Genomic DNA, 18,756 nt, shown 5'->3' on the forward strand with positions numbered 1-18,756 from the left:
GATGGCGGCGGCGGTCCGCCGGGAGTTCGGCAGGGGGCGTCCTGGACGCGGCACGCTCTCGTGGTCAATGGTCATCAGCGCACGAACTCCCCTGCTGTGAACCTGCCCGGGCAGACTGTGCGCCCGCCTCGACAGGAAGGCCGGACCGGCATCCGGATCGGCGCGGACATCCCGGCTCGATGGATTCGGCCCGGGTGACACCTGCCGCCATGGGCGGATTTCAGCCAATTCCCGGACTGCCCCCCGGAGGGCCGACGGCTCAAAGAGGTAACGAGGCAGGCAGAATCAGACAATACCGAACGGCGGCTTGATTTCGATGAGGTGACTTGCCATTTCATTCCACCCGCCCATTGATCAGACTTTCCGATTTGAACCCTCGATCGCGCAGTCGGGAAGCGAACACGGCGGTGCTGTCGCGGCGAGCATTCACGGCCTGAGAAACGATCAGGAACGCCCCGGGACACGGGCAGTTCGGCGGGGCGGAGGCAGAATGCCCGATGCATCCGGGAATTCCGCGAGGAGAATTGTTCGATAGAGCTCCGTCACCCGCCGCACCACCGAGCGCACATCATGGTGGCCGATCACATGTTCCCGGGCGACCGCACCCTGACGTTCGCATTCGATCAGATCGGAGAGCGACTCGGCCATTCGCCGGGCGAGTTCCGTCGGATTCTCCGGCGGAACCAGTCCGCCCGCCGACCGTCCGGGCGGCAGCGACTCCCGCGCCCCCGGCACATCCGTCAGCAGCACCGGGCGGCCGGTCGCCATCGCCTCCAGCGGAGCCAGCGCCATGCCCTCCCAGCGGGACGGCAGCACCACCAGATCGGCGGCGGCCAGCCAGGGCCGGAGGTCCGCCACATCGCCCGCCAGCCGCACCCGGGACGGCTCGGGCAGTGCACGGACCAGATCAGCCAGTGCGGTGGCGTCCGGACCGCCGCCGACCAGGGCCAGCCTCGCCTCCGGCAGCCGCTCGGCCACCTTCGGCCAGGCCGCCAGCAGGACGTCCTGGCCCTTCTGCCGGCAGAGCCGGCCGACGCAGACCGCCAGCGGGGCGTCCAGATCGAGGCCCAGCGACATCCGGGCGGCCCGGCGGGCCGCCGAGTCGGCGAAGGTGTGGTGCCGGACGTCCACCCCGTTGCGGACCACCCGCCAGGGCGCGACCAGTCCGGCCGCCTCGCCGTCCTGCCTCTCCCGCTCGCTCACGCAGAGCACCGCACGGGCCCAGCGGGTGGCGTACCGCTCCCAGCGCAGGGAGGCCGCCGCGAGCGGGCCCTCGACGGCGGCGAACGACCAGGCGTGCGGCTGGAAGACCGTCGGCACCGCCCCCCGGACGGCCAGCCGACCCGCCAACCCGGCCTTGGCGCTGTGCAGATGGACCACGTCGGGGGCCGCCGCCAGGACGATCCGGCGCAGCCGCCACGCCTCTGCGGGCGTCCACGGACCGGGCGCGCGCCGGGCCGGCCAGTCCAGCACCAGCGCCCCGGCCGCCGTCGCCTCGGCGGCCAGCCGGCCACCCTGCGGGCAGGCGACCAGCACCCGGAACCCCGCCTCGCGCTGCCCCCGGACCAGGTCCACCACCACCCTGGCGACGCCGCCGTCCACGGGCTGGGAAACATGAAGGATCGTCATATGCACGGCGGCGAGCCTAGGTTGGCGCGAGACCCGGGCTCGGGTGCGGTCACCCGGGACGGGGAACGCAATCACCCGTACGGCCCAACGGCCGTACGGGTGTGCGGCAGCGCTCCGGGAGCAAACCGTTCAGGGCAACCGGGTGCGCCCGTGGTTGCCCCCGGCGGGGAGAGGTCAGGCGACCTCGTCGGTGAGGCGGGTGAGGAGTGCGTCGTGGATGCGGTTGAGGCCCTTGGGTGCGAAGGTCCGCTCGAAGAAGCCGCCGATGCCGCCTGCGCCCTGCCAGACGGTCTCGACGAGCACCTTGGCCTGGTCCGCACCGGCCGCCGTGACCGTCCAGGTGATCACCATCGAGGAGTTGGCGTCGGACTCGACCAGCTTCAGCGGCGCCGGCTCGGTGACGTTGAACAGGCAGTCGCGGACCCGCTTCTCGGTGGCCTGGAGCTTCCAGTGCACCTGGGTCCCCGCGCCGGTGCCGCCCGCCCGGACCTCGTACTCGCTGTACTGCGCGGGCAGCAGCTTCGGGCGGGTGACGGCGTAGTCCGCCAGCGCCTCGTACACCCGCTGCGGGGACGCCTGGTAGACCCGCTCGGTGGCGGCGTACACCTGACCCATGACTTGTACTCTCCTCCGGCTGGGTGGCAAAGCTCCGAATATCCGGCCCAAGCCAACCACCGCTCACCTCCCGCGCCAAAACCGGGGCCGCGTCCGCGAGCTGCCGGGTTAGGGTGGCCGGTGTGCTGACCGAGGTGACTGCGCTCCGCTATCTGGACCCGCTGCGGGCGGGCGGCTCCGTGCCCGGGATCGTGGAGACCGACGACCTCGGGACGTACGTGGTCAAGTTCACCGGCGCCGCGCAGGGCCGCAAGGCGCTGGTGGCCGAGGTGATCGTCGGTGAGCTGGCCAGGCGGCTCGGCCTGCGGGTGCCCGAACTGGTCGTGGTGGACTTCGATCCGACCGTCGCCGCCGAGGAGCCGGATCCCGAGATCCAGGACATCCTGCGCGCCAGTGCCGGGCGCAACCTCGGCATGGACTACCTGCCGGGCGCCCGTGACTTCCAGCCGGGCGGCGGCGCCGCGGGCGGCCCGCCGATGGTGGACGTCGACCCCGTCGAGGCCGGGCAGGTGGTCTGGCTGGACGCGCTGACCGGCAATGTGGACCGCAGCGTCCACAACCCCAACCTGATGGTCTGGCACGGCCGGCTCTGGCTGATCGACAACGGCGCGGGGCTGATCTTCCATCACCGCTGGTCCGGTGCGCATGCCTCGCTGCTCAAGCGGTACGACCTGAGCGGTCACGCCCTGGCCGCCTTCGGCCCCGACGTACCCGCCGCCGACGCCCGGCTGGCGCCGCTGGTGACCGAGGAACTGCTGCGCGAGGTGGTCGCGTTGGTGCCCGAGCAGTGGCTGGCCGAGGAGCCCGGGTTCGACTCGGTGGCGGAGCTGCGCGAGGCGTACGTCCACCATCTGGCCGCGCGGGCCCGGGGGTCCGCCGCCTGGCTGCCGGACGGGTTCGCCACGCTCGAGCAGCTGCGGCGCACCGAGGCCGAGCGGGCCGCCGCGACCCGGGCCGGGCGGCCGGCCTGGCTCCAGCACGTGCCGGACCTGCACGGGAAGCCCGCGGCCGCGCCCGACTGGAGCCGGCACATCGACTGACCGCAACTGCCGAGGGGCGCGGGAGCCGTGCGATCGGCCACGACCTGCGTGTCCGGTTTCTCGCACGGCCCCCGCGCCCCTGCGCTGCGGCCGGTCAGGTGGCGGTGGAGCGGTTACCAGCGCCACCAGTCGACGGCCTTGGCGGCGTTGACGACTCCGGCGCCGTAGAAGCCGTTGTTCTGCAGGCCGCCCTCACAGGTGGCCTTGTAGGACCCGGTGCCGCCCGGGTCGTAGACCGAGGTCGGGCAGGCGTGCTCGTCGGCCTGGCTGGTCAGCAGGTGGCGCAGCTCGTCGGGGCCGGCCCACGGGTGGCTGCTGGCGAGCAGCGCGAGGACGCCGGCGACGTGCGGCGAGGCCATCGAAGTGCCCTGCATGTAGGCGTACTTGTTGCCCGGGACGGTGGAGAGGATCCGACCGTTCTTGTCCGGGGTGTCCGGGGTCTGGTAGCGGGCGTCGCCGCCGGGGGCGGCCACGGTGACCTTGTTCAGGCCGTAGCTGGAGTAGTAGGACTTGTCGCCGTTGCTGCCGGTCGCGGCGGCCACGACCACGCCGGGGAGTTCGACGGGCAGCGAGAGGCAGCTGCCGTCGATCGGGCGGGACGCCGGGGTGGTGTCGTCGGGACTGGAGGCGTCCGTGGTCTTGTGGGCCAGGTCGATGTTGGCGTTGCCCGCCGCCGCGACGCTGAGCACGCCGTTGCGCTGCGAGAAGGCCACCGCACGGCGGACGCCCTCACTGATGGCGGCCTGGTCCGGGTCGGCCTTGCAGTTGAACATCCAGGGGTCGACGTAGTAGCTGTTGTTGGTCACCTGGAAGTGGTGTTGACCGGCCCAGACGAAGCCGCAGATGGCGTACTCGGGGTAGATGAAACCGCCGTCGTCGACCACCTTGACCGCGGCCAGCCGGACGTTCGGCGCGATGCCGACGACGCCCTTGCCGTTCTTGGCGGCGGCGATGGTGCCCGCCACGTGGGTGCCGTGCTCGCTGGTGGTGGGCTGCCAGGCCTTCCAGTCGGTGTCGGGCTTCCCGCCGTCGATGCAGGAGACCGAGAGTGCGGGGTCCACGTTGGGCGCGAGGTCCTCGTGGGTGGCGTCGATACCGGAGTCGAGGACGCCGACCACCACGTTGCGGCTGCCGAGGGTGGTGCGGTGGGCCTGGTCCGCGCCGATCTGGCGCAGGTCCCACTGGTTGGCCTCCAGCGGCTCCGTGCCGTCGGCGGGCGCGGCGGCCGGGGCGGCCACCTCGGTCGCCGTCTCCAGGTCGTTCTGCACGATGCCCTTGGTGCGGCTGGCTCCCACCGAGTCGACGGTCTTCGACTGCCGCAGTTCGGCGGCGAACCGGGTGTCGGCGGAGCGGGCGATGATCACGCCGATCTGCTCGTACGAGTAGACCACGGTGCCGCCGAGTGCGGTGATCTCCCGTTCGGCCTTCTTGACCTGTCCGTGGTTGGCCTTGGTGTTCACCACATAGCTGACCAGCGGCCCGGTGGCCGCGGCGGCGGTGGCCGCGGGCGGCACCGGTGCCGTGGCCGCGACCGCGGTACCGGCCGGCAGCGCCAGCGCACCGGCGGTGGCCAGCGCGAGCCCTCCCGTTGCGAACCTGATCCGGCGTATCCGGGGAACTCTCATAGGGGTTGGCCCTCCCGAGTATTCATATGAATGCCCGGGACGGTAGTGAACAGACCTTGCCACCGGCAAGAGGTCGACACAGAACTGTCATACCGTCAACATGACTTGAAGCCAGCTGAAACCAACCGCCATCAGGTGGTCAAGGGAGCTCAGAGACGGTACAGGCGGCGGGCGTTGTCGGCCGAGACCAGTCGCTCGATCCGCAGCCCGTCGGCCGCCGAACAGGCGCCGTCCGCCCGCCAGTCGGCGAGCAGCCGCCCGAGGCTGTGCCGGTACTGGGCGGCGCCGACCAGGAACAGCTCGGGCAGACCGTACGCGTCGGTGGAGAACAACACCTTGCCGAACGGGGCGAGTTCGAGCACCTCGCCGATCACCTGGGCGGCCCGGGCGCCGGTGTACGAGACGGTGAGGCCGATGTCCGCGTACACCTGCGGGAAGGAGGCGGCCAGCCAGGCGGCCTGTCGGTGGTACGGGTAGCCGTGCAGCAGGACCAGCGGGACGCCGCTGGGCTCGGCGGCGCGGACGAAGTCGACCAGCAGCGCCGGGTCGGCCCGGTGCAGCCGCAGGTCGGGGTCGCCGAAACCGGTGTGCAGCTGGATCGGCAGGCCCAGTTGGACACAGACGTCGACGGCCGTCCACAGCAGCCGGGCGAGCAGGACGGGGTCGGTCAGCCTGGTCCGGGGGCCGCTCAGCCAGGCGCCGGCCGCCCGGACCACGTCGGCCTCCGCCGGCGGTGCCGGCGGTACCGCCAGCCCGTGCCGGTAGGCCAGGACGGACTTCACCGCCACGGCCCCGGCGCAGGCGGTCCCCAGCGCCGACCGCAGGGCCCGGGACCAGCCGTCCGCGGTGGCGGTGACCCGTTCGGCGACGTTTTCCAGCCGGACCACCTCGCGGACCTCGGCGCCGGTGGCGGCGGCCAGTTCGGTGAGCGGGAGCAGGGTGTGCCCGGCGGCGGCGGTCAGCCCGGTGTCGACCAGGCAGGTGTCGAGCGCGGCCGCCGCCAGCAGCCGCGCGGTGGCCTCGGCGGGGCCCAGCTCCCGCCGCCGGGCCAGGTAGTCGGCGGCCGGGGCGTGGGCGGGCAGCCCGAGGACCGGCGGGCACCAGCGGCGGACGGCCAGGCCGAGCGCGCTGTCGAAGGGGGTGGTCCCGGCGGCGGGCGGGCGGTCGGACTCGGTGAGCAGGGCGGCGAACCGCTCCGGCTCCAGGTCGGCGAGGACCACGCTGTGGCAGTGCTGGTCGACCAGGTCCACGGTCAGTACCGCCAGCGGGTCGCGGCGATCAGCTCCTCCGCGCCCAGGCTGCCGAGGAGTTCGATCTCCGCCCGGCGGACGGCGAGCACCGCCGCGTGCAGCTGGGCACCGAGTGCCTCGCGCAGCAGGACGGACTTCTCGTACGCGTCCACGGCCACCGCGAGGTCGGCGGGCAGGCGTTCGACGCCGGACACCCCGGCCGGGTCGCCGTGCACCTCGGGCGGCAGCGACCGGCCCGCGTCCAGCCCGGCGAGCCCGGCGGCCAGCACCGCGCCGACCACCAGGTAGGGATTGGCGGCCGCGTCGAAGCACTTGATCTCGGCGTTGGCCTGCGCGCCGGTGGAGCCGGTGATCAGCCGCAGCGCGGCCTCCCGGTTCTCCAGGCCCCAGCAGCGGAACGGCCCGGCCCAGCGGGAGGGTTGCAGCCGCAGGTAGCTGGCGACGCTGGGCGCGCCGAGGGCCAGCAGGGCGGGGAGCTCGGCCAGCACCCCCGCGAGAAAGGTCTCCGCGTCGTGGTGCAGACCGTACGGGCCCGAGCCGCCGTGGCCGAGGTTCTGCTCGCCGCGCCACAGGCTCAGGTGCAGATGGCCGCCGTTGCCGACGCCGTCCGGCGTGACGGCGGGCGCGAACGAGGCGCGCAGCCCGTACCGGTGCGAGACGGCGCGCACGGTGTGCCGCACCAGCAGCGCGGTGTCGGCGGCCTCGATCGGGCCCTCGGCGGCGACCGAGACCTCGAACTGGCCCGGGGCGTACTCGGGGTGGATCTGCAGTACCGTCAACTCCTGTGCGGTGAGGGCCCGCAGCACGTCCCTGAGGTAGTCGGAGAGGTCGATCAGCCGGTTCATCCCGTACGCCGGGCCTTCGCCGGCGGGCCGGCCGTCGGCGTCGGTGACCACCCACTCGACCTCGAACCCGGCACGCAGCGCGAGGCCGCGCCGCTCCAGGGCGTCCACCATCCGCCGGGCGAAGCGCCGCTGGCAGCCGGGGTGCGGGGTGCCGTCCTGGGTGTAGCGGTCGGCGGGCGCCCAGGCCCAGCCGGGCTGGGCGGCCAGCCGGGAGAGCCGGGCCAGGTCGGGGACCAGCCGCAGGTCGCCCTCGGGGCCGGTGGTGAACGGGCTGCTGGTCATCGAGTCGTCCAGCAGGAACACGTCGAAGCAGGGTGCGGCTCCGACGCCCCACTCGGCGGCGTGCGCCAGCTGGCGCACCGGGACGGCCTTGACCCGGCTGATCCCGGCGTTGTCCACCCAGCCGAGCACCACGCCGTCGATGGCCTCGTCGGTGAGTCTGGCGGCGGCCAACCGGGCCTGGGCGGCGCGTTCCGCGCGGGGCTGCGTGGTGCTCATACCTCCATGCTGCCGTTCCCGCATCCGTCGGGGGCCGAACCGGGCAGATCTGTCACCCGTCCGGCCGATCCGGCGGCCCGATCCGGGTTCCGGGGCGCATCTGCGACCATGGATGCCTCGGTGGCCGAGTCCCGCCCGAACCGAAATTCGGTTGAACCGGGCGCCGTTGTCGCGGAGAGTGGTCACTCTGGGCCTCGTCTGCGGCGAAGGGGGCCGAAGGCCGCGCCGAGCGAATTCCGAAGCCTGTGACGCAGGTCACCTCCGATCCCGAAATATCCGGGGATGAACTCCCCGTTTACTCCTCTGTCCGCACGATCCGGGGACACATTCCCCGGAAGCACACCTGCCGCCGGACTCACCCCGAAGGGAGCCCTCGACCATGACCGTCACCGCCGCCAAGCCGGCCGAACCCCGACTCAGGGCCGATGCCTCCCGCAACCGGGCGCGGATCATCACCGCCGCCCGCGAGGCGTTCGTCGAGTCCGGTGCGGACGTGCCACTGGACGAGATCGCGCGCCGCGCCGGGGTGGGGAACGCGACGCTGTACCGCAACTTCCCGGACCGGCGCGAGCTGATCCACCACGTGACGCTCTCGGTGCTCACCAACGTCGTCGAGCACGCCGAGGCCGCGATGGCCGAGGAGGCGGACACCTTCGAGGCCGTCCGCCGCTTCGCCCTCGCGGCCGCCCGCGAGCGGATCGGCGCCCTGTGCCCGCTGCTCTCCGACCACATCGACCAGGACGACCCCGACCTGGCGGCGAGCCGCCTGCGCCTGGAGCAGACGGTCACCGAACTGGTGACCCGTGCCCAGCGCAACGGCCGGCTCCGCCCCGACGTCGCCGTCGGCGACTTCGTGGTCGTCCTCACCCAGCTCACCCGTCCACTCCCGGGCAGTGGATGCCTGACCATGGACGGTTTCGTCCAGCGCCACCTCCAGCTCTTCCTGGACGGCCTGGAGGCCCCGGCCCGTTCCGTACTGGACGGCCGCGCCGTGACCCTGGAGGACCTCAAGCCGCACAACTGACCTGCATCCGATCTGCGCTCTGACTCCCCGCACTTCTGCACGCTCTTGTACGTAAGTGGGTACCCCCATGTCTGAAACCGTCCTCCAGCCGGACCCCCGGCGTTGGAAGGCCCTGGTCTTCATCGGCCTCGCCCAGCTGATGGTCGTGCTCGACGCGACCATCGTGAACATCGCCCTCCCGTCCGCCCAGGCCGACCTCGGCTTCTCGGACGCCAACCGCCAGTGGGTCATCACGGCCTACGCCCTGGCCTTCGGCGGCCTGCTGCTGTTCGGCGGCCGGATCGCCGACCTGTGGGGACGGCGGCGGACCTTCATAGTCGGCCTGACCGGCTTCGCGCTCGCCTCCGCACTCGGCGGCGCGGCCGCCAACACCGCCATGCTGCTCGGCGCCCGCGCCCTGCAGGGTGTGTTCGGCGCACTGCTCGCCCCGGCCGCGCTCTCGCTGCTCGCGGTGATGTTCACCGAGGCCCACGAGCGCGCCAAGGCCTTCGGCATCTACGGCGCGATCGCCGGTGGCGGTGGCGCCATCGGCCTGATCCTCGGCGGCCTGCTGACCGAGTACCTGAACTGGCGCTGGACCTTCTTCGTCAACATCCCGTTCGCCGCGATCGCCATCGCCGGTGCCGTCCTGGTGATCCGCGAGCCCGCCCAGGGCCGCAACCGCAACAAGCTGGACGTCCCCGGCGTGCTGCTGGTCACCACCGGCCTGGTCTCCCTGGTCTACGGCTTCACCCGGGCCGAGTCGGACGGCTGGACCTCGGGCAGCACGCTCGGCCTGTTCGCCGCCGCCGCGGTGCTGCTGGTCTCCTTCGTGCTGGTCGAGCGCTCGGTCAAGGCTCCGCTGCTGCCGCTGCGGGTGATCACCAACCGCAACCGCGCCGGTGTGTACCTGTCGCTGGGCTCGGCCGTGATCGGCATGTTCGGGCTCTTCCTGTTCCTGACCTACTACCTTCAGGTCGTGCTGCGCTACACCCCGGTCGTCACCGGCCTGGCCTTCCTGCCGATGGTCGCGGGCATGATCACCGGCTCGACCCAGATCGGCGCCCGGCTGATGACCAGGGTCGCCCCGCGCCTGCTGATGGTGCCCGGCTTCCTGACCGCCTCGCTCGGTATGCTGATCCTCACCCAGATCAAGGTGGACACGTCCTACCCGACGCTGATCCTGCCCGGTCTGGTCCTGATGGGCCTCGGCATGGGCACCGCGTTCATGCCCGCGATGAGCCTGGCCACGTACGGGGTCGAGCCGCGTGACGCGGGTGTCGCCTCCGCCATGGTCAACACCTCGCAGCAGGTCGGCGGCGCGATCGGCACCGCGCTGCTGAACACCATCGCGGCCAGCGCGGCGACCGCGTACGCCAAGTCGCACCTGGCGTCGGCGGCCTCGCCGCTGTTCAAGGTGCAGACCATGGTGCACAGCTTCTCGACCGCGATCTGGTGGTCCTTCGGCATCCTGGTGCTGGCGGCGGCGATCGCCTTCGTCTTCATCAACGTCGGCCGCCCGAACACCGAGTCGCAGGGCGCCGCGCAGGAGAACGACGTGCCGGTGCTGGTGCACTGACCTTCGCGTCCTCGAAGCCCCCGCGGTCCGTCCCTGTCAAGGGGTGGGCCGCGGGGGCTTCGTCATGCCCGGAGTCCTGTCCCAACTCTTCCTACGCGGCGGTAACTTCGCTACAGTGACCGCACGCACCACCGCCGGGCTTCGGGAGCCGCACCGGCGGGGCAGGCGTCCGACGCGCCATCGCGCGGTCCACGGGCCCGGCACAGGTGCCCGCTTCCCGGCCACGGCCCGCTTCGGGCGACGGCCACCTTCTCAGCGTCAGCGTCGCTTCATCCCATCCAGCGCGCCTGAGCACCACGGCACACCCGCAGCACGGCCGGAGCGGACCGGCCCTGCCTGCGGTGCCGCAACCGTCATCACCACTCCCCCGCGCCGCCGCGCCCTCCTCCGGCCCGGCCGTGGCACAGCGCTGCCCCGGCGCAGCACCGGAGCGCGGCGCGGGGCCCATGACAAGGAGTCAGGACCATGGAGCGTCCCTTCCCCACCGTCGCCGTGGTCGGCCTCGGCACCATGGGTGCCGGTATCGCCGTGGCCGTCGCCCGTAGCGGCCGCCGGGTGATCGGCATCGAGGCCGGTCCGGACGCCGCCGCCCGGGCGCTGGCCCGGATCGAGGAGGCCACCGCGCACGCCGTCCAGCGCGAGCGGTTCACCGCCGAGGAGCGGACGGCACTGCTCGCGCTGATCGAGGTCGGCGACCGGCTCGACGCGGCGGCCGCCGCCGACCTGGTGATCGAGGAGGTCCCCGAGCAGCTGGAGCTCAAGCGGGAGGTCTTCGCCGAACTGGACCGGATCTGCCCGCCGGAGACCGTCCTGGCCACCGGCACCACCGCACTCTCGGTCACCCGGATCGCCGCCGCCACCGCCCGCCCCGAGCGGGTGCTCGGCCTGCACTTCTTCAACCCGGTGCACAGCATGAAGCTGGTCGAGGTGGTCCGCACCGTGCTGACCTCGCCGCAGACCGCCGCGCAGGCCGCCGAGTTCGCCCGGGAGCTGGGCAAGGAGCCGGTGGCGGCGGGCGACCGGGCCGGGTTCGTGGTCAACGGCCTGCTCTTCGCCTACCTCAACCAGGCCGCCGCGATGTACGAGTCCAAGTACGCCACCAGGGAGGACATCGACGCCGCGATGCGGCTCGGCTGCGGCCTGCCGATGGGCCCGCTGGCGCTGCTGGACCTGATCGGCGTGGACACCGCCCGTACCGTCCTGGAGGCGATGTACGAGCAGTCCAGGGACCGGCTGCACGCGCCCGCGCCGATCCTCGGCCAGCTGGTCGCGGCCGGGCTGCTCGGCCGCAAGTCGGGGCGCGGCTTCTACACCTACGAGGCACCGGGATCGTCCAAGGTGGTCGCCGAGGCCGCCGTCGGTGCCGCGCCCGCGCCGGCCGGCCGGGAGGTGCGCAGCATCGGCGTCTGCGGCTCGGGCACCATGGCGACCGGCATCGCCGAGGTCTTCGCCAAGGCCGGGTACCGGGTGCTGCTCGCCGCCCGCAGCCAGGACAAGGCCGACCGGGCCAAGGCGCAGCTGGCCAGGTCGCTGGAGCGCTCGGTGGCCAAGGGCCGGCTCAGCGAGGCGCAGCGCGAGGCGGCCCTCGCGCTGGTGGCCCCGACCGGTTCGTACGCCGAACTGGCCGAGGTGGACCTGGTGGTGGAGGCGGTGGCCGAGGATCTGGCGGTCAAGCGCGAGCTGTTCGCGACCCTGGACAAGATCTGCAAGCCGGGCGCGGTGCTGGCCACCACCACCTCCAGCCTGCCGGTGATCAGTTGTGCGACCGCCACCTCGCGGCCGCAGGACGTGATCGGCATGCACTTCTTCAACCCGGCCCCGGCGATGAAGCTGGTCGAGGTGGTCTCCACGGTGCTGACCTCGGCGGATGTCACCGCGACCGTGCTGGGGCTGTGCACCGCGGTGCGCAAGCACGCGGTGGAGTGCGGGGACCGGGCCGGTTTCATCGTCAACGCGCTGCTCTTCCCGTACCTGAACGACGCGGTGCGGATGCTCCAGGAGCACTACGCCACGGTGGACGACATCGACACCGCGATGAAGCTGGGCTGCGGCTACCCGATGGGCCCGTTCGAACTGCTGGACGTGGTCGGCCTGGACGTGTCGCTGACCATCGAGAAGGTGCTGCACCAGGAGTTCCGCGAGCCGGGTCTGGCGGCGGCGCCGCTGCTGGAGCACCTGGTGGCGGCCGGGTGCCTGGGCCGCAAGACCGGCCGCGGCTTCCGCGACCACGCACGCCGGTGAACGGCCTGCCGGCGCAGGGTCCGGCAGCCGGCCGGGGGCGGCCGGGCGGTGCCCGGGCGAGCGGGGGCGACGGGGCCGTCCGGCCGGTCTGGGACCCGGGGGCGGTCTCCGCCCGCTGGCCGCGGCCGATCGCGACCGGGCCGGTGACGGCCGTGCGCCGCCCCAAGGCCCCGGGCGTGACTGCCGGGGCGTGTAGCGTGCCTGGCATGGATCGGGATCAGTCATCCGTGCAGCAGTCGGCCCTCGAAGAGGCACTGGCAGTACCGGTGCCGGCAGCGCAGTCGGCGGTGGCCTCGCCCGCCGGTCACCGGCGGGCGGCGGCCCAACGGCAGCAGATGCGCCAGGATCTGGCCACGGCCGCCATGGAACTGTTCGCCTCCCAGGGGTACGAGGAGACGACGGTCGATCAGATCGCGGCCGAGGCCGGGGTGGCCCGGCGGACCTTCTTCCGGTACTTCCGGTCGAAGGAGGAGGCGATCTTCCCGGACCACGACGACACCCTGGTCCGGGTGGCCGACCTGCTGGCCAGCGCCGAGCCGGAGGAGCATCCGCTGGACGTGGTCTGCCGGGGCATCAAGGAGGTGCTGCGGATGTACGCCTCCACGCCCGGGGTGTCGGTCGCCCGGTACCAGCTGATCCGTCAGGTCCCGGCGCTGCGCGAGCGGGAGATCGCGGTGGTCTCCCGGTACGAGCGGCTGTTCACCCGGTACCTGCTGGGACGGTTCGACGCCGCCGAGGAGATCCCGCCCGGCTGGCAGCGCGGCGGGGACGACGACTCGATGCTGGCCGAGGTGTCGGCGGCGGCCGTGGTGGCGGCGCACAACCACGTGCTGCGGCGCTGGCTGCGCGCGGGCGGCCACGGCGACGTGGAGGCGCAGCTGGACCACTCCTTCGAGGTGATCCGGGGGACGTTCTGGGCGACCGCCCCGCATCGGATGCGACGGCGTGGCACCGCTGTGGCACCCGGTGCCACCGATGACACGTTCCCTTCGCTGGAGGAGACGGCGGTGAGCGCACTGAGTGCCAGCCCGGGCGGTGAGGTCCTCATCACAGTGGCCCGCACGGACGCTCCGCTGGACCTGGTCGTGGACCGGATCAAGGCCGCCCTGAGCGGCGCGTCGATGAGCTGATTCCGCAGGTCAGACAGGTTCCCAAGGCCCGTTCCGCAGTAGCGGGGCGGGCCTTTGCACTGCCCGTTTCGCGGCATTCGAACGGTCGTCGCACTCGCCCGAATTGATGACACCCAGTGTCTTTACGAGTGGCACAGGGTGCCACTACGTTGTTACTCACCAGTCGCGGCGCCGCGGCTCCCCACCTCGGCGCGCCTCGTCCGGTGCGACACCACCACCCGTCGCAGGCACCACCACCCACCCTCAGACCGATAGCGAAGCCGGTGTCCGCTCCCGGCTACCCCAGACGCCCTGTGCAGCCCTCACACAGGTACGCCTTCGGAGGCAGCCATGAAGGAAATCCTCGACGCGATCCTCAACTCCGACAGCACCTCGGCGGACTTCGCCGCCCTCAAGCTGCCGGAGTCCTACCGAGCGGTGACGCTCCACAAGGACGAGGAGCAGATGTTCGCGGGCCTCGACAGCCGCGACAAGGACCCCCGCAAGTCCCTCCACCTCGACGACGTGGCCCTGCCCGAACTCGGCCCCGGCGAGGCCCTGGTGGCCGTCATGGCCAGCGCGGTGAACTACAACACCGTCTGGAGCTCGATCTTCGAGCCCGTGTCCACCTTCGGCTTCCTGGAGCGGTACGGGAAGCTCTCCCCGCTGACCAAGCGCCACGACCTGCCGTACCACGTGGTCGGCTCCGACCTCGCGGGCGTGGTGCTGCGCACCGGCGCCGGGGTCAACGCCTGGAAGCCCGGCGACGAGGTGGTCGCGCACTGCCTCTCCGTCGAGCTGGAGAGCTCCGACGGCCACAACGACACGATGATGGACCCGGAGCAGCGCATCTGGGGCTTCGAGACCAACTTCGGCGGCCTGGCCCAGCTGGCCCTGGTGAAGACCAACCAGCTGATGCCCAAGCCCGCCCACCTCACCTGGGAGGAGGCCGCCTCCCCCGGCCTGGTCAACTCCACCGCGTACCGCCAGCTGGTCTCGGGCAACGGCGCGGGCATGAAGCAGGGCGACAACGTGCTGATCTGGGGAGCGAGCGGCGGACTCGGCTCGTACGCCACCCAGTACGCGCTGGCCGGCGGCGCCACCCCGATCTGCGTGGTCTCCAGCCCGCAGAAGGCCGAGATCTGCCGGGCGATGGGCGCCGAGGCGATCATCGACCGCAGCGCCGAGGGCTACCGGTTCTGGAAGGACGAGCACAACCAGGACCCGCGCGAGTGGAAGCGGCTCGGCGGCCGGATCCGCGACCTGACCGGCGGTGAGGACGTGGACATCGTCTTCGAGCACCCCGGCCGGGAGACCTTCGGCGCCTCGGTCTACGTGACCCGCAAGGGCGGCACCATCGTCACCTGCGCCTCCACCTCCGGCTACATGCACCAGTACGACAACCGCTACCTGTGGATGTCGCTCAAGCGGATCGTCGGCTCGCACTTCGCCAACTACCGCGAGGCGTGGGAGGCCAACCGCCTGGTCGCCAAGGGCAAGATCCACCCGACGGTGTCCAAGGTCTACTCCCTGGAGCAGACCGGGCAGGCCGCGCTCGACGTCCACCACAACAGGCACCAGGGCAAGGTCGGCGTGCTCTGCCTGGCCCCGGAGGAGGGCCTGGGCGTGCGCAACCACGAGCTGCGGGCCACCCACCTCGACGCGATCAACCTGTTCCGTGAGGTCACCGAGCGGACCGAACAGCACAGCAGGAACATCTGATGAGCACTCAGAAGCGCGACCGCCCCTGGCTGATGCGCACCTACGCGGGCCACTCCACCGCCCACGACTCCAACGCGCTCTACCGGCGCAACCTCGCCAAGGGCCAGACCGGCCTCTCGGTCGCGTTCGACCTGCCGACCCAGACCGGGTACGACTCCGACCACGTGCTCGCGCGCGGCGAGGTCGGCCGGGTCGGTGTGCCGGTGGGCCATGTCGGCGACATGCGCACGCTGTTCGACGGCATCCCGCTGGAACAGACCAACACCTCGATGACGATCAACGCCACCGCGATGTGGCTGCTGGCGCTCTACCAGGTGGTCGCCGAGGAGCAGGGCGCCGACATCGCCAAGCTCACCGGCACCACCCAGAACGACATCGTCAAGGAGTACCTGTCGCGCGGGACGCACGTCTTCCCGCCCGGCCCGTCCGTGCGCCTGATCACCGACATGATCGCGTACACGGTGGCCAACATCCCCAAGTGGAACCCGATCAACATCTGCAGCTACCACCTCCAGGAGGCCGGGGCCACCCCCGTCCAGGAGATCGCGTACGCCATGTGCACCGCGATCTCCGTCCTGGACGCCGTCCGCGACTCCGGCCAGGTCCCGGCGGAGCGGATGGGCGAAGTGGTCGGCCGGATCTCCTTCTTCGTCAACGCGGGCGTCCGCTTCGTCGAGGAGATGTGCAAGATGCGCGCCTTCGCCGCACTCTGGGAGAAGGTCACCCTGGAGCGCTACGGCATCGAGGACGCCAAGCAGCGCCGGTTCCGCTACGGCGTCCAGGTCAACTCGCTCGGCCTGACCGAGGCCCAGCCGGAGAACAACGTCCAGCGCATCGTGCTGGAGATGCTCGCCGTCACCCTCTCCAAGGACGCCCGCGCCCGCGCCGTCCAACTTCCGGCCTGGAACGAGGCGTTGGGCCTGCCCCGGCCCTGGGACCAGCAGTGGTCGCTGCGCATCCAGCAGGTACTCGCCTACGAGTCCGACCTGCTGGAGTACGGCGACCTGTTCAACGGCTCCGCGGTGGTCGAGGCCAAGACCGCCGAACTGCTCGCCGGGGCCGAGGCGGAGATCGCCAAGGTGCTGGAGATGGGTGCCCAGGCCGGCAACCGGGGCATCATCCCGGCCGTCGAGTCCGGCTACCTGAAGTCCAACCTGGTGGCCTCGCACGCCGCCCGGCGGGCCAGGATCGAGTCCGGCGAGGACAAGATCGTCGGGGTCAACTGCTTCGACACCACCGAGGAGAGCCCGCTCACCGCCGACCTGGACACCGCCATCATGGTGGTCGACCCGGCCTCCGAGCAGTCCGTCCTGGCCGCCCTCAAGCAGTGGCGTGAGCAGCGCGACGAGGCCGCCGTCCAGATCGCGCTGGAGGAGCTGAAGGCCACCGCGGCCACCACCGCCAACCTGATGCCCGCCACCCTCGCCTGCGCCCGCGCGGGCGTCACCACCGGCGAGTGGTCCTTCGCCCTGCGCGAGGTCTTCGGCGAGTACCGCGCCCCCACCGGGGTCGGTGGCGCCCCGGTCGCGGTGGCGGCCGAGCCGGGCGGCGAACTCGCCGGCGTCCGCGAGGCGGTGGCCGCCACGGCCGCCGAGCTCGGCGCGGGCAAGCTGCGCCTGCTGGTCGGCAAGCCCGGACTCGACGGCCACTCCAACGGGGCCGAGCAGATCGCCGTCCGCGCCCGCGACGCCGGTTTCGAGGTGGTCTACCAGGGCATCCGCCTGACGCCCGAACAGATCGTCTCCGCCGCGGTCGCCGAGGACGTGCACTGCGTCGGCCTGTCGATCCTCTCCGGTGCCCACCCGGAACTGGTTCCCGACGTTCTGCACCGGCTGCGCCGGGCAGGGGTGGAGGATGTGCCCGTCGTCGTGGGTGGCATCATCCCGGCAGCGGATGCCGAGGCCCTGAAGGCCGCGGGAGTCGCAGCAGTCTTCACCCCGAAGGACTTCGGCATCACCACCATCATCGGCCGGATCGTGGACGAGATCCGGCTGGCCAACAGGCTCCAGCCTTGGGCCGCGACGCTGCACGGCATCGAGCAGCAGGCCGCGACCAGCTGACCGGAAGGAACGAATCCCGCACATGACCACCGTCAACCGCCTCCGGCCCCGCCGTTCCTGCCTCGCCGTGCCCGGGAGCAACCCGCGCTTCCTGGAGAAGGCCCAGGGGCTCGCAGCCGACCAGGTCTTCCTCGACCTGGAGGACGCCTGCGCCCCGCTGGTCAAGGAGAGCGCCCGGCACAACATCGTGGACGCGCTCAACAACGGCGACTGGGGCAGCAAGACCCGCGTCGTGCGGGTCAACGACTGGACCACCCACTGGACGTACCGGGACGTGATCACGGTCGTCGAGGGCGCCGGACCGAACCTGGACTGCATCATGCTGCCCAAGGTCCAGGACGCCACCCAGGTCAGGGCGCTCGACCTGCTGCTCACCCAGATCGAGAAGACGATGGGCTTCGAGGTCGGCCGGATCGGCATCGAGGCGCAGATCGAGAACGCCAAGGGCCTGGTCAACGTCGACGAGATCGCCGCCGCCTCGCCGCGGCTGGAGACGATCATCTTCGGCCCGGCCGACTTCATGGCCTCGATCAACATGAAGACCCTGGTGGTCGGCCAGCAGCCCCCCGGCTACCCGGCGGACGCCTACCACTACATCCTGATGCGCATCCTGATGGCCGCCCGCACGCACGACCTGCAGGCCATCGACGGCCCCTTCCTGCAGATCCGCAACCCCGACGGCTACCGCGAGGTGGCCGGCCGCGCCGCCGCCCTGGGCTTCGACGGCAAGTGGGTGCTGCACCCGGACCAGGTCGCCATCGCCAACGAGGTCTTCTCCCCCTCCCAGGAGGACTACGACCACGCCGAGCTGATCCTGGACGCCTACGACTGGTGCACCTCGGAGGCCGGCGGCGCCAAGGGCTCCGCGATGCTCGGCGACGAGATGATCGACGAGGCCAGCCGCAAGATGGCCCTGGTCATCGCGGGCAAGGGCCGCGCCGCCGGGTTCGAGCGCACCTCCAAGTTCGAGCCCCCGCAGGCCTGAGACCCCTAAGGAAGACGCGATGCAGTTCGGACGCACCTACGAGGAGTTCGAGGTCGGCGCGGTCTACAAGCACTGGCCCGGCAAGACGGTCACCGAGTACGACGACCACCTCTTCTGCCTGCTCACCATGAACCACCACCCGCTCCACATGGACGCCAACTATGCGGAGAACACGACGGACTTCGGCAAGAACGTCGTAGTGGGCAACTACATCTACTCCCTGCTGCTCGGCATGTCCGTCCCGGACGTCTCCGGCAAGGCCATCGCCAACCTGGAGATCGAGTCGCTGCGCCACGTCGCGCCGACCTTCCACGGCGACACGATCTACGGCGAGACGACCGTCCTCGACAAGTGGCCGTCCAAGTCCAAGGACGACCGGGGCATCGTCTACGTCGAGACCAAGGGCTACAAGCAGGACGGCACGGTCGTCTGCATCTTCCGCCGCAAGGTGATGGTGCCGACCGAGACCTACATCAAGGAGCGCGGCGGAGAGCAGCCCGGACGGCCGACCCCGCTCTCCTGAGCCCCACACCCCAAGACCCCGGACGGGGAGGC

The 18,756-nt window shown here is 71.7% G+C and carries 14 protein-coding genes; 9 read left to right on the forward strand and 5 right to left on the reverse strand.

From position 1 onward, the window contains the following. Positions 1 to 444: 444 nt before the first annotated feature. Both UK12_RS08680 and UK12_RS08685 read right to left on the reverse strand, forming a co-directional pair. On the reverse strand, positions 445 to 1,629 hold the full coding sequence (locus UK12_RS08680) for a glycosyltransferase (protein ID WP_045301442.1): 1,185 nt from the start codon (positions 1,627 to 1,629) through the stop codon (positions 445 to 447). Positions 1,630 to 1,803: 174 nt separating this feature from the next. Beyond that, positions 1,804 to 2,244: an SRPBCC family protein gene (locus tag UK12_RS08685; protein WP_045301444.1), complete on the reverse strand. Its 441-nt coding sequence runs from the start codon at positions 2,242 to 2,244 to the stop codon at positions 1,804 to 1,806. Positions 2,245 to 2,366: 122 nt separating this feature from the next. Here UK12_RS08685 and UK12_RS08690 point away from each other — a divergent pair, with 122 nt between their 5' ends. Beyond that, positions 2,367 to 3,284 (forward strand): HipA family kinase, encoded by a 918-nt coding sequence (locus UK12_RS08690; protein ID WP_045301446.1) that lies wholly within the window; start codon positions 2,367 to 2,369, stop codon positions 3,282 to 3,284. Between the two features lie 113 nt (positions 3,285 to 3,397). On the opposite strand, the gene UK12_RS08695 is transcribed toward UK12_RS08690, so the two are convergent. The 3 genes from UK12_RS08695 to UK12_RS08705 all read right to left on the reverse strand — a co-directional run bounded on the left by UK12_RS08695 (position 3,398) and on the right by UK12_RS08705 (position 7,502). Continuing rightward, the gene (locus UK12_RS08695; RefSeq protein WP_045301448.1) at positions 3,398 to 4,909 is read right to left on the reverse strand and encodes a S8 family peptidase; all 1,512 of its coding nucleotides are present in this window, start codon (positions 4,907 to 4,909) and stop codon (positions 3,398 to 3,400) included. Between the two features lie 149 nt (positions 4,910 to 5,058). Continuing rightward, the gene (locus UK12_RS08700; RefSeq protein WP_231591103.1) at positions 5,059 to 6,159 is read right to left on the reverse strand and encodes an amidohydrolase family protein; all 1,101 of its coding nucleotides are present in this window, start codon (positions 6,157 to 6,159) and stop codon (positions 5,059 to 5,061) included. Between the two features lie 2 nt (positions 6,160 to 6,161). Further along, positions 6,162 to 7,502, reverse strand: coding sequence for a glutamine synthetase family protein (locus tag UK12_RS08705; protein WP_045301450.1), 1,341 nt, complete (start codon positions 7,500 to 7,502; stop codon positions 6,162 to 6,164). A 379-nt stretch (positions 7,503 to 7,881) separates the two neighbouring features. Between UK12_RS08705 and UK12_RS08710 the strand changes: the two genes are divergently transcribed. The 8 genes from UK12_RS08710 (at position 7,882) to UK12_RS08745 (ending at position 18,724) form a co-directional block, all read left to right on the forward strand. Beyond that, positions 7,882 to 8,526 (forward strand): TetR/AcrR family transcriptional regulator, encoded by a 645-nt coding sequence (locus tag UK12_RS08710; RefSeq protein ID WP_045301452.1) that lies wholly within the window; start codon positions 7,882 to 7,884, stop codon positions 8,524 to 8,526. Positions 8,527 to 8,593: 67 nt separating this feature from the next. Beyond that, positions 8,594 to 10,084, forward strand: a complete 1,491-nt coding sequence (locus UK12_RS08715; RefSeq protein ID WP_045301454.1) for an MFS transporter — start codon at positions 8,594 to 8,596, stop codon at positions 10,082 to 10,084. A gap of 465 nt (positions 10,085 to 10,549) precedes the next feature. Then, positions 10,550 to 12,325 (forward strand): 3-hydroxyacyl-CoA dehydrogenase family protein, encoded by a 1,776-nt coding sequence (locus tag UK12_RS08720; RefSeq protein WP_045301456.1) that lies wholly within the window; start codon positions 10,550 to 10,552, stop codon positions 12,323 to 12,325. 206 nt (positions 12,326 to 12,531) lie between these two features. Further along, complete coding sequence (locus UK12_RS08725; RefSeq protein ID WP_052681725.1) at positions 12,532 to 13,455, forward strand: TetR family transcriptional regulator; 924 nt, start codon at positions 12,532 to 12,534, stop codon at positions 13,453 to 13,455. A 330-nt stretch (positions 13,456 to 13,785) separates the two neighbouring features. Next, the gene (gene ccrA, locus UK12_RS08730; protein ID WP_045301458.1) at positions 13,786 to 15,156 is read left to right on the forward strand and encodes a crotonyl-CoA carboxylase/reductase; all 1,371 of its coding nucleotides are present in this window, start codon (positions 13,786 to 13,788) and stop codon (positions 15,154 to 15,156) included. After that, entirely contained in the window at positions 15,156 to 17,216 is a 2,061-nt protein-coding gene (locus UK12_RS08735) for a protein meaA (RefSeq protein WP_045301460.1), read from the forward strand. Before ccrA ends, UK12_RS08735 begins: the two co-directional genes overlap by 1 nt. A gap of 22 nt (positions 17,217 to 17,238) precedes the next feature. Beyond that, the gene (locus tag UK12_RS08740) at positions 17,239 to 18,201 is read left to right on the forward strand and encodes an HpcH/HpaI aldolase/citrate lyase family protein (RefSeq protein WP_045301462.1); all 963 of its coding nucleotides are present in this window, start codon (positions 17,239 to 17,241) and stop codon (positions 18,199 to 18,201) included. Between the two features lie 19 nt (positions 18,202 to 18,220). After that, positions 18,221 to 18,724: a MaoC family dehydratase gene (locus UK12_RS08745; protein ID WP_045301464.1), complete on the forward strand. Its 504-nt coding sequence runs from the start codon at positions 18,221 to 18,223 to the stop codon at positions 18,722 to 18,724. Positions 18,725 to 18,756 lie beyond the last annotated feature (32 nt).

It is taken from the genome of Saccharothrix sp. ST-888 (assembly GCF_000955975.1).
Taxonomy (GTDB): domain Bacteria; phylum Actinomycetota; class Actinomycetes; order Streptomycetales; family Streptomycetaceae; genus Kitasatospora.

Coding starts and splice junctions, on each gene's coding strand:
- UK12_RS08680 (WP_045301442.1), bottom strand. CDS start 1,629: ATGACGATCCTTCATGTTTCCCAGCCCGTGGACGGCGGCGTCGCCAGG.
- UK12_RS08685 (WP_045301444.1), bottom strand. CDS start 2,244: ATGGGTCAGGTGTACGCCGCCACCGAGCGGGTCTACCAGGCGTCCCCG.
- UK12_RS08695 (WP_045301448.1), bottom strand. CDS start 4,909: ATGAGAGTTCCCCGGATACGCCGGATCAGGTTCGCAACGGGAGGGCTC.
- UK12_RS08705 (WP_045301450.1), bottom strand. CDS start 7,502: ATGAGCACCACGCAGCCCCGCGCGGAACGCGCCGCCCAGGCCCGGTTG.
- UK12_RS08710 (WP_045301452.1), top strand. CDS start 7,882: ATGACCGTCACCGCCGCCAAGCCGGCCGAACCCCGACTCAGGGCCGAT.
- UK12_RS08715 (WP_045301454.1), top strand. CDS start 8,594: ATGTCTGAAACCGTCCTCCAGCCGGACCCCCGGCGTTGGAAGGCCCTG.
- UK12_RS08720 (WP_045301456.1), top strand. CDS start 10,550: ATGGAGCGTCCCTTCCCCACCGTCGCCGTGGTCGGCCTCGGCACCATG.
- UK12_RS08725 (WP_052681725.1), top strand. CDS start 12,532: ATGGATCGGGATCAGTCATCCGTGCAGCAGTCGGCCCTCGAAGAGGCA.
- ccrA (WP_045301458.1), top strand. CDS start 13,786: ATGAAGGAAATCCTCGACGCGATCCTCAACTCCGACAGCACCTCGGCG.
- UK12_RS08735 (WP_045301460.1), top strand. CDS start 15,156: ATGAGCACTCAGAAGCGCGACCGCCCCTGGCTGATGCGCACCTACGCG.
- UK12_RS08740 (WP_045301462.1), top strand. CDS start 17,239: ATGACCACCGTCAACCGCCTCCGGCCCCGCCGTTCCTGCCTCGCCGTG.
- UK12_RS08745 (WP_045301464.1), top strand. CDS start 18,221: ATGCAGTTCGGACGCACCTACGAGGAGTTCGAGGTCGGCGCGGTCTAC.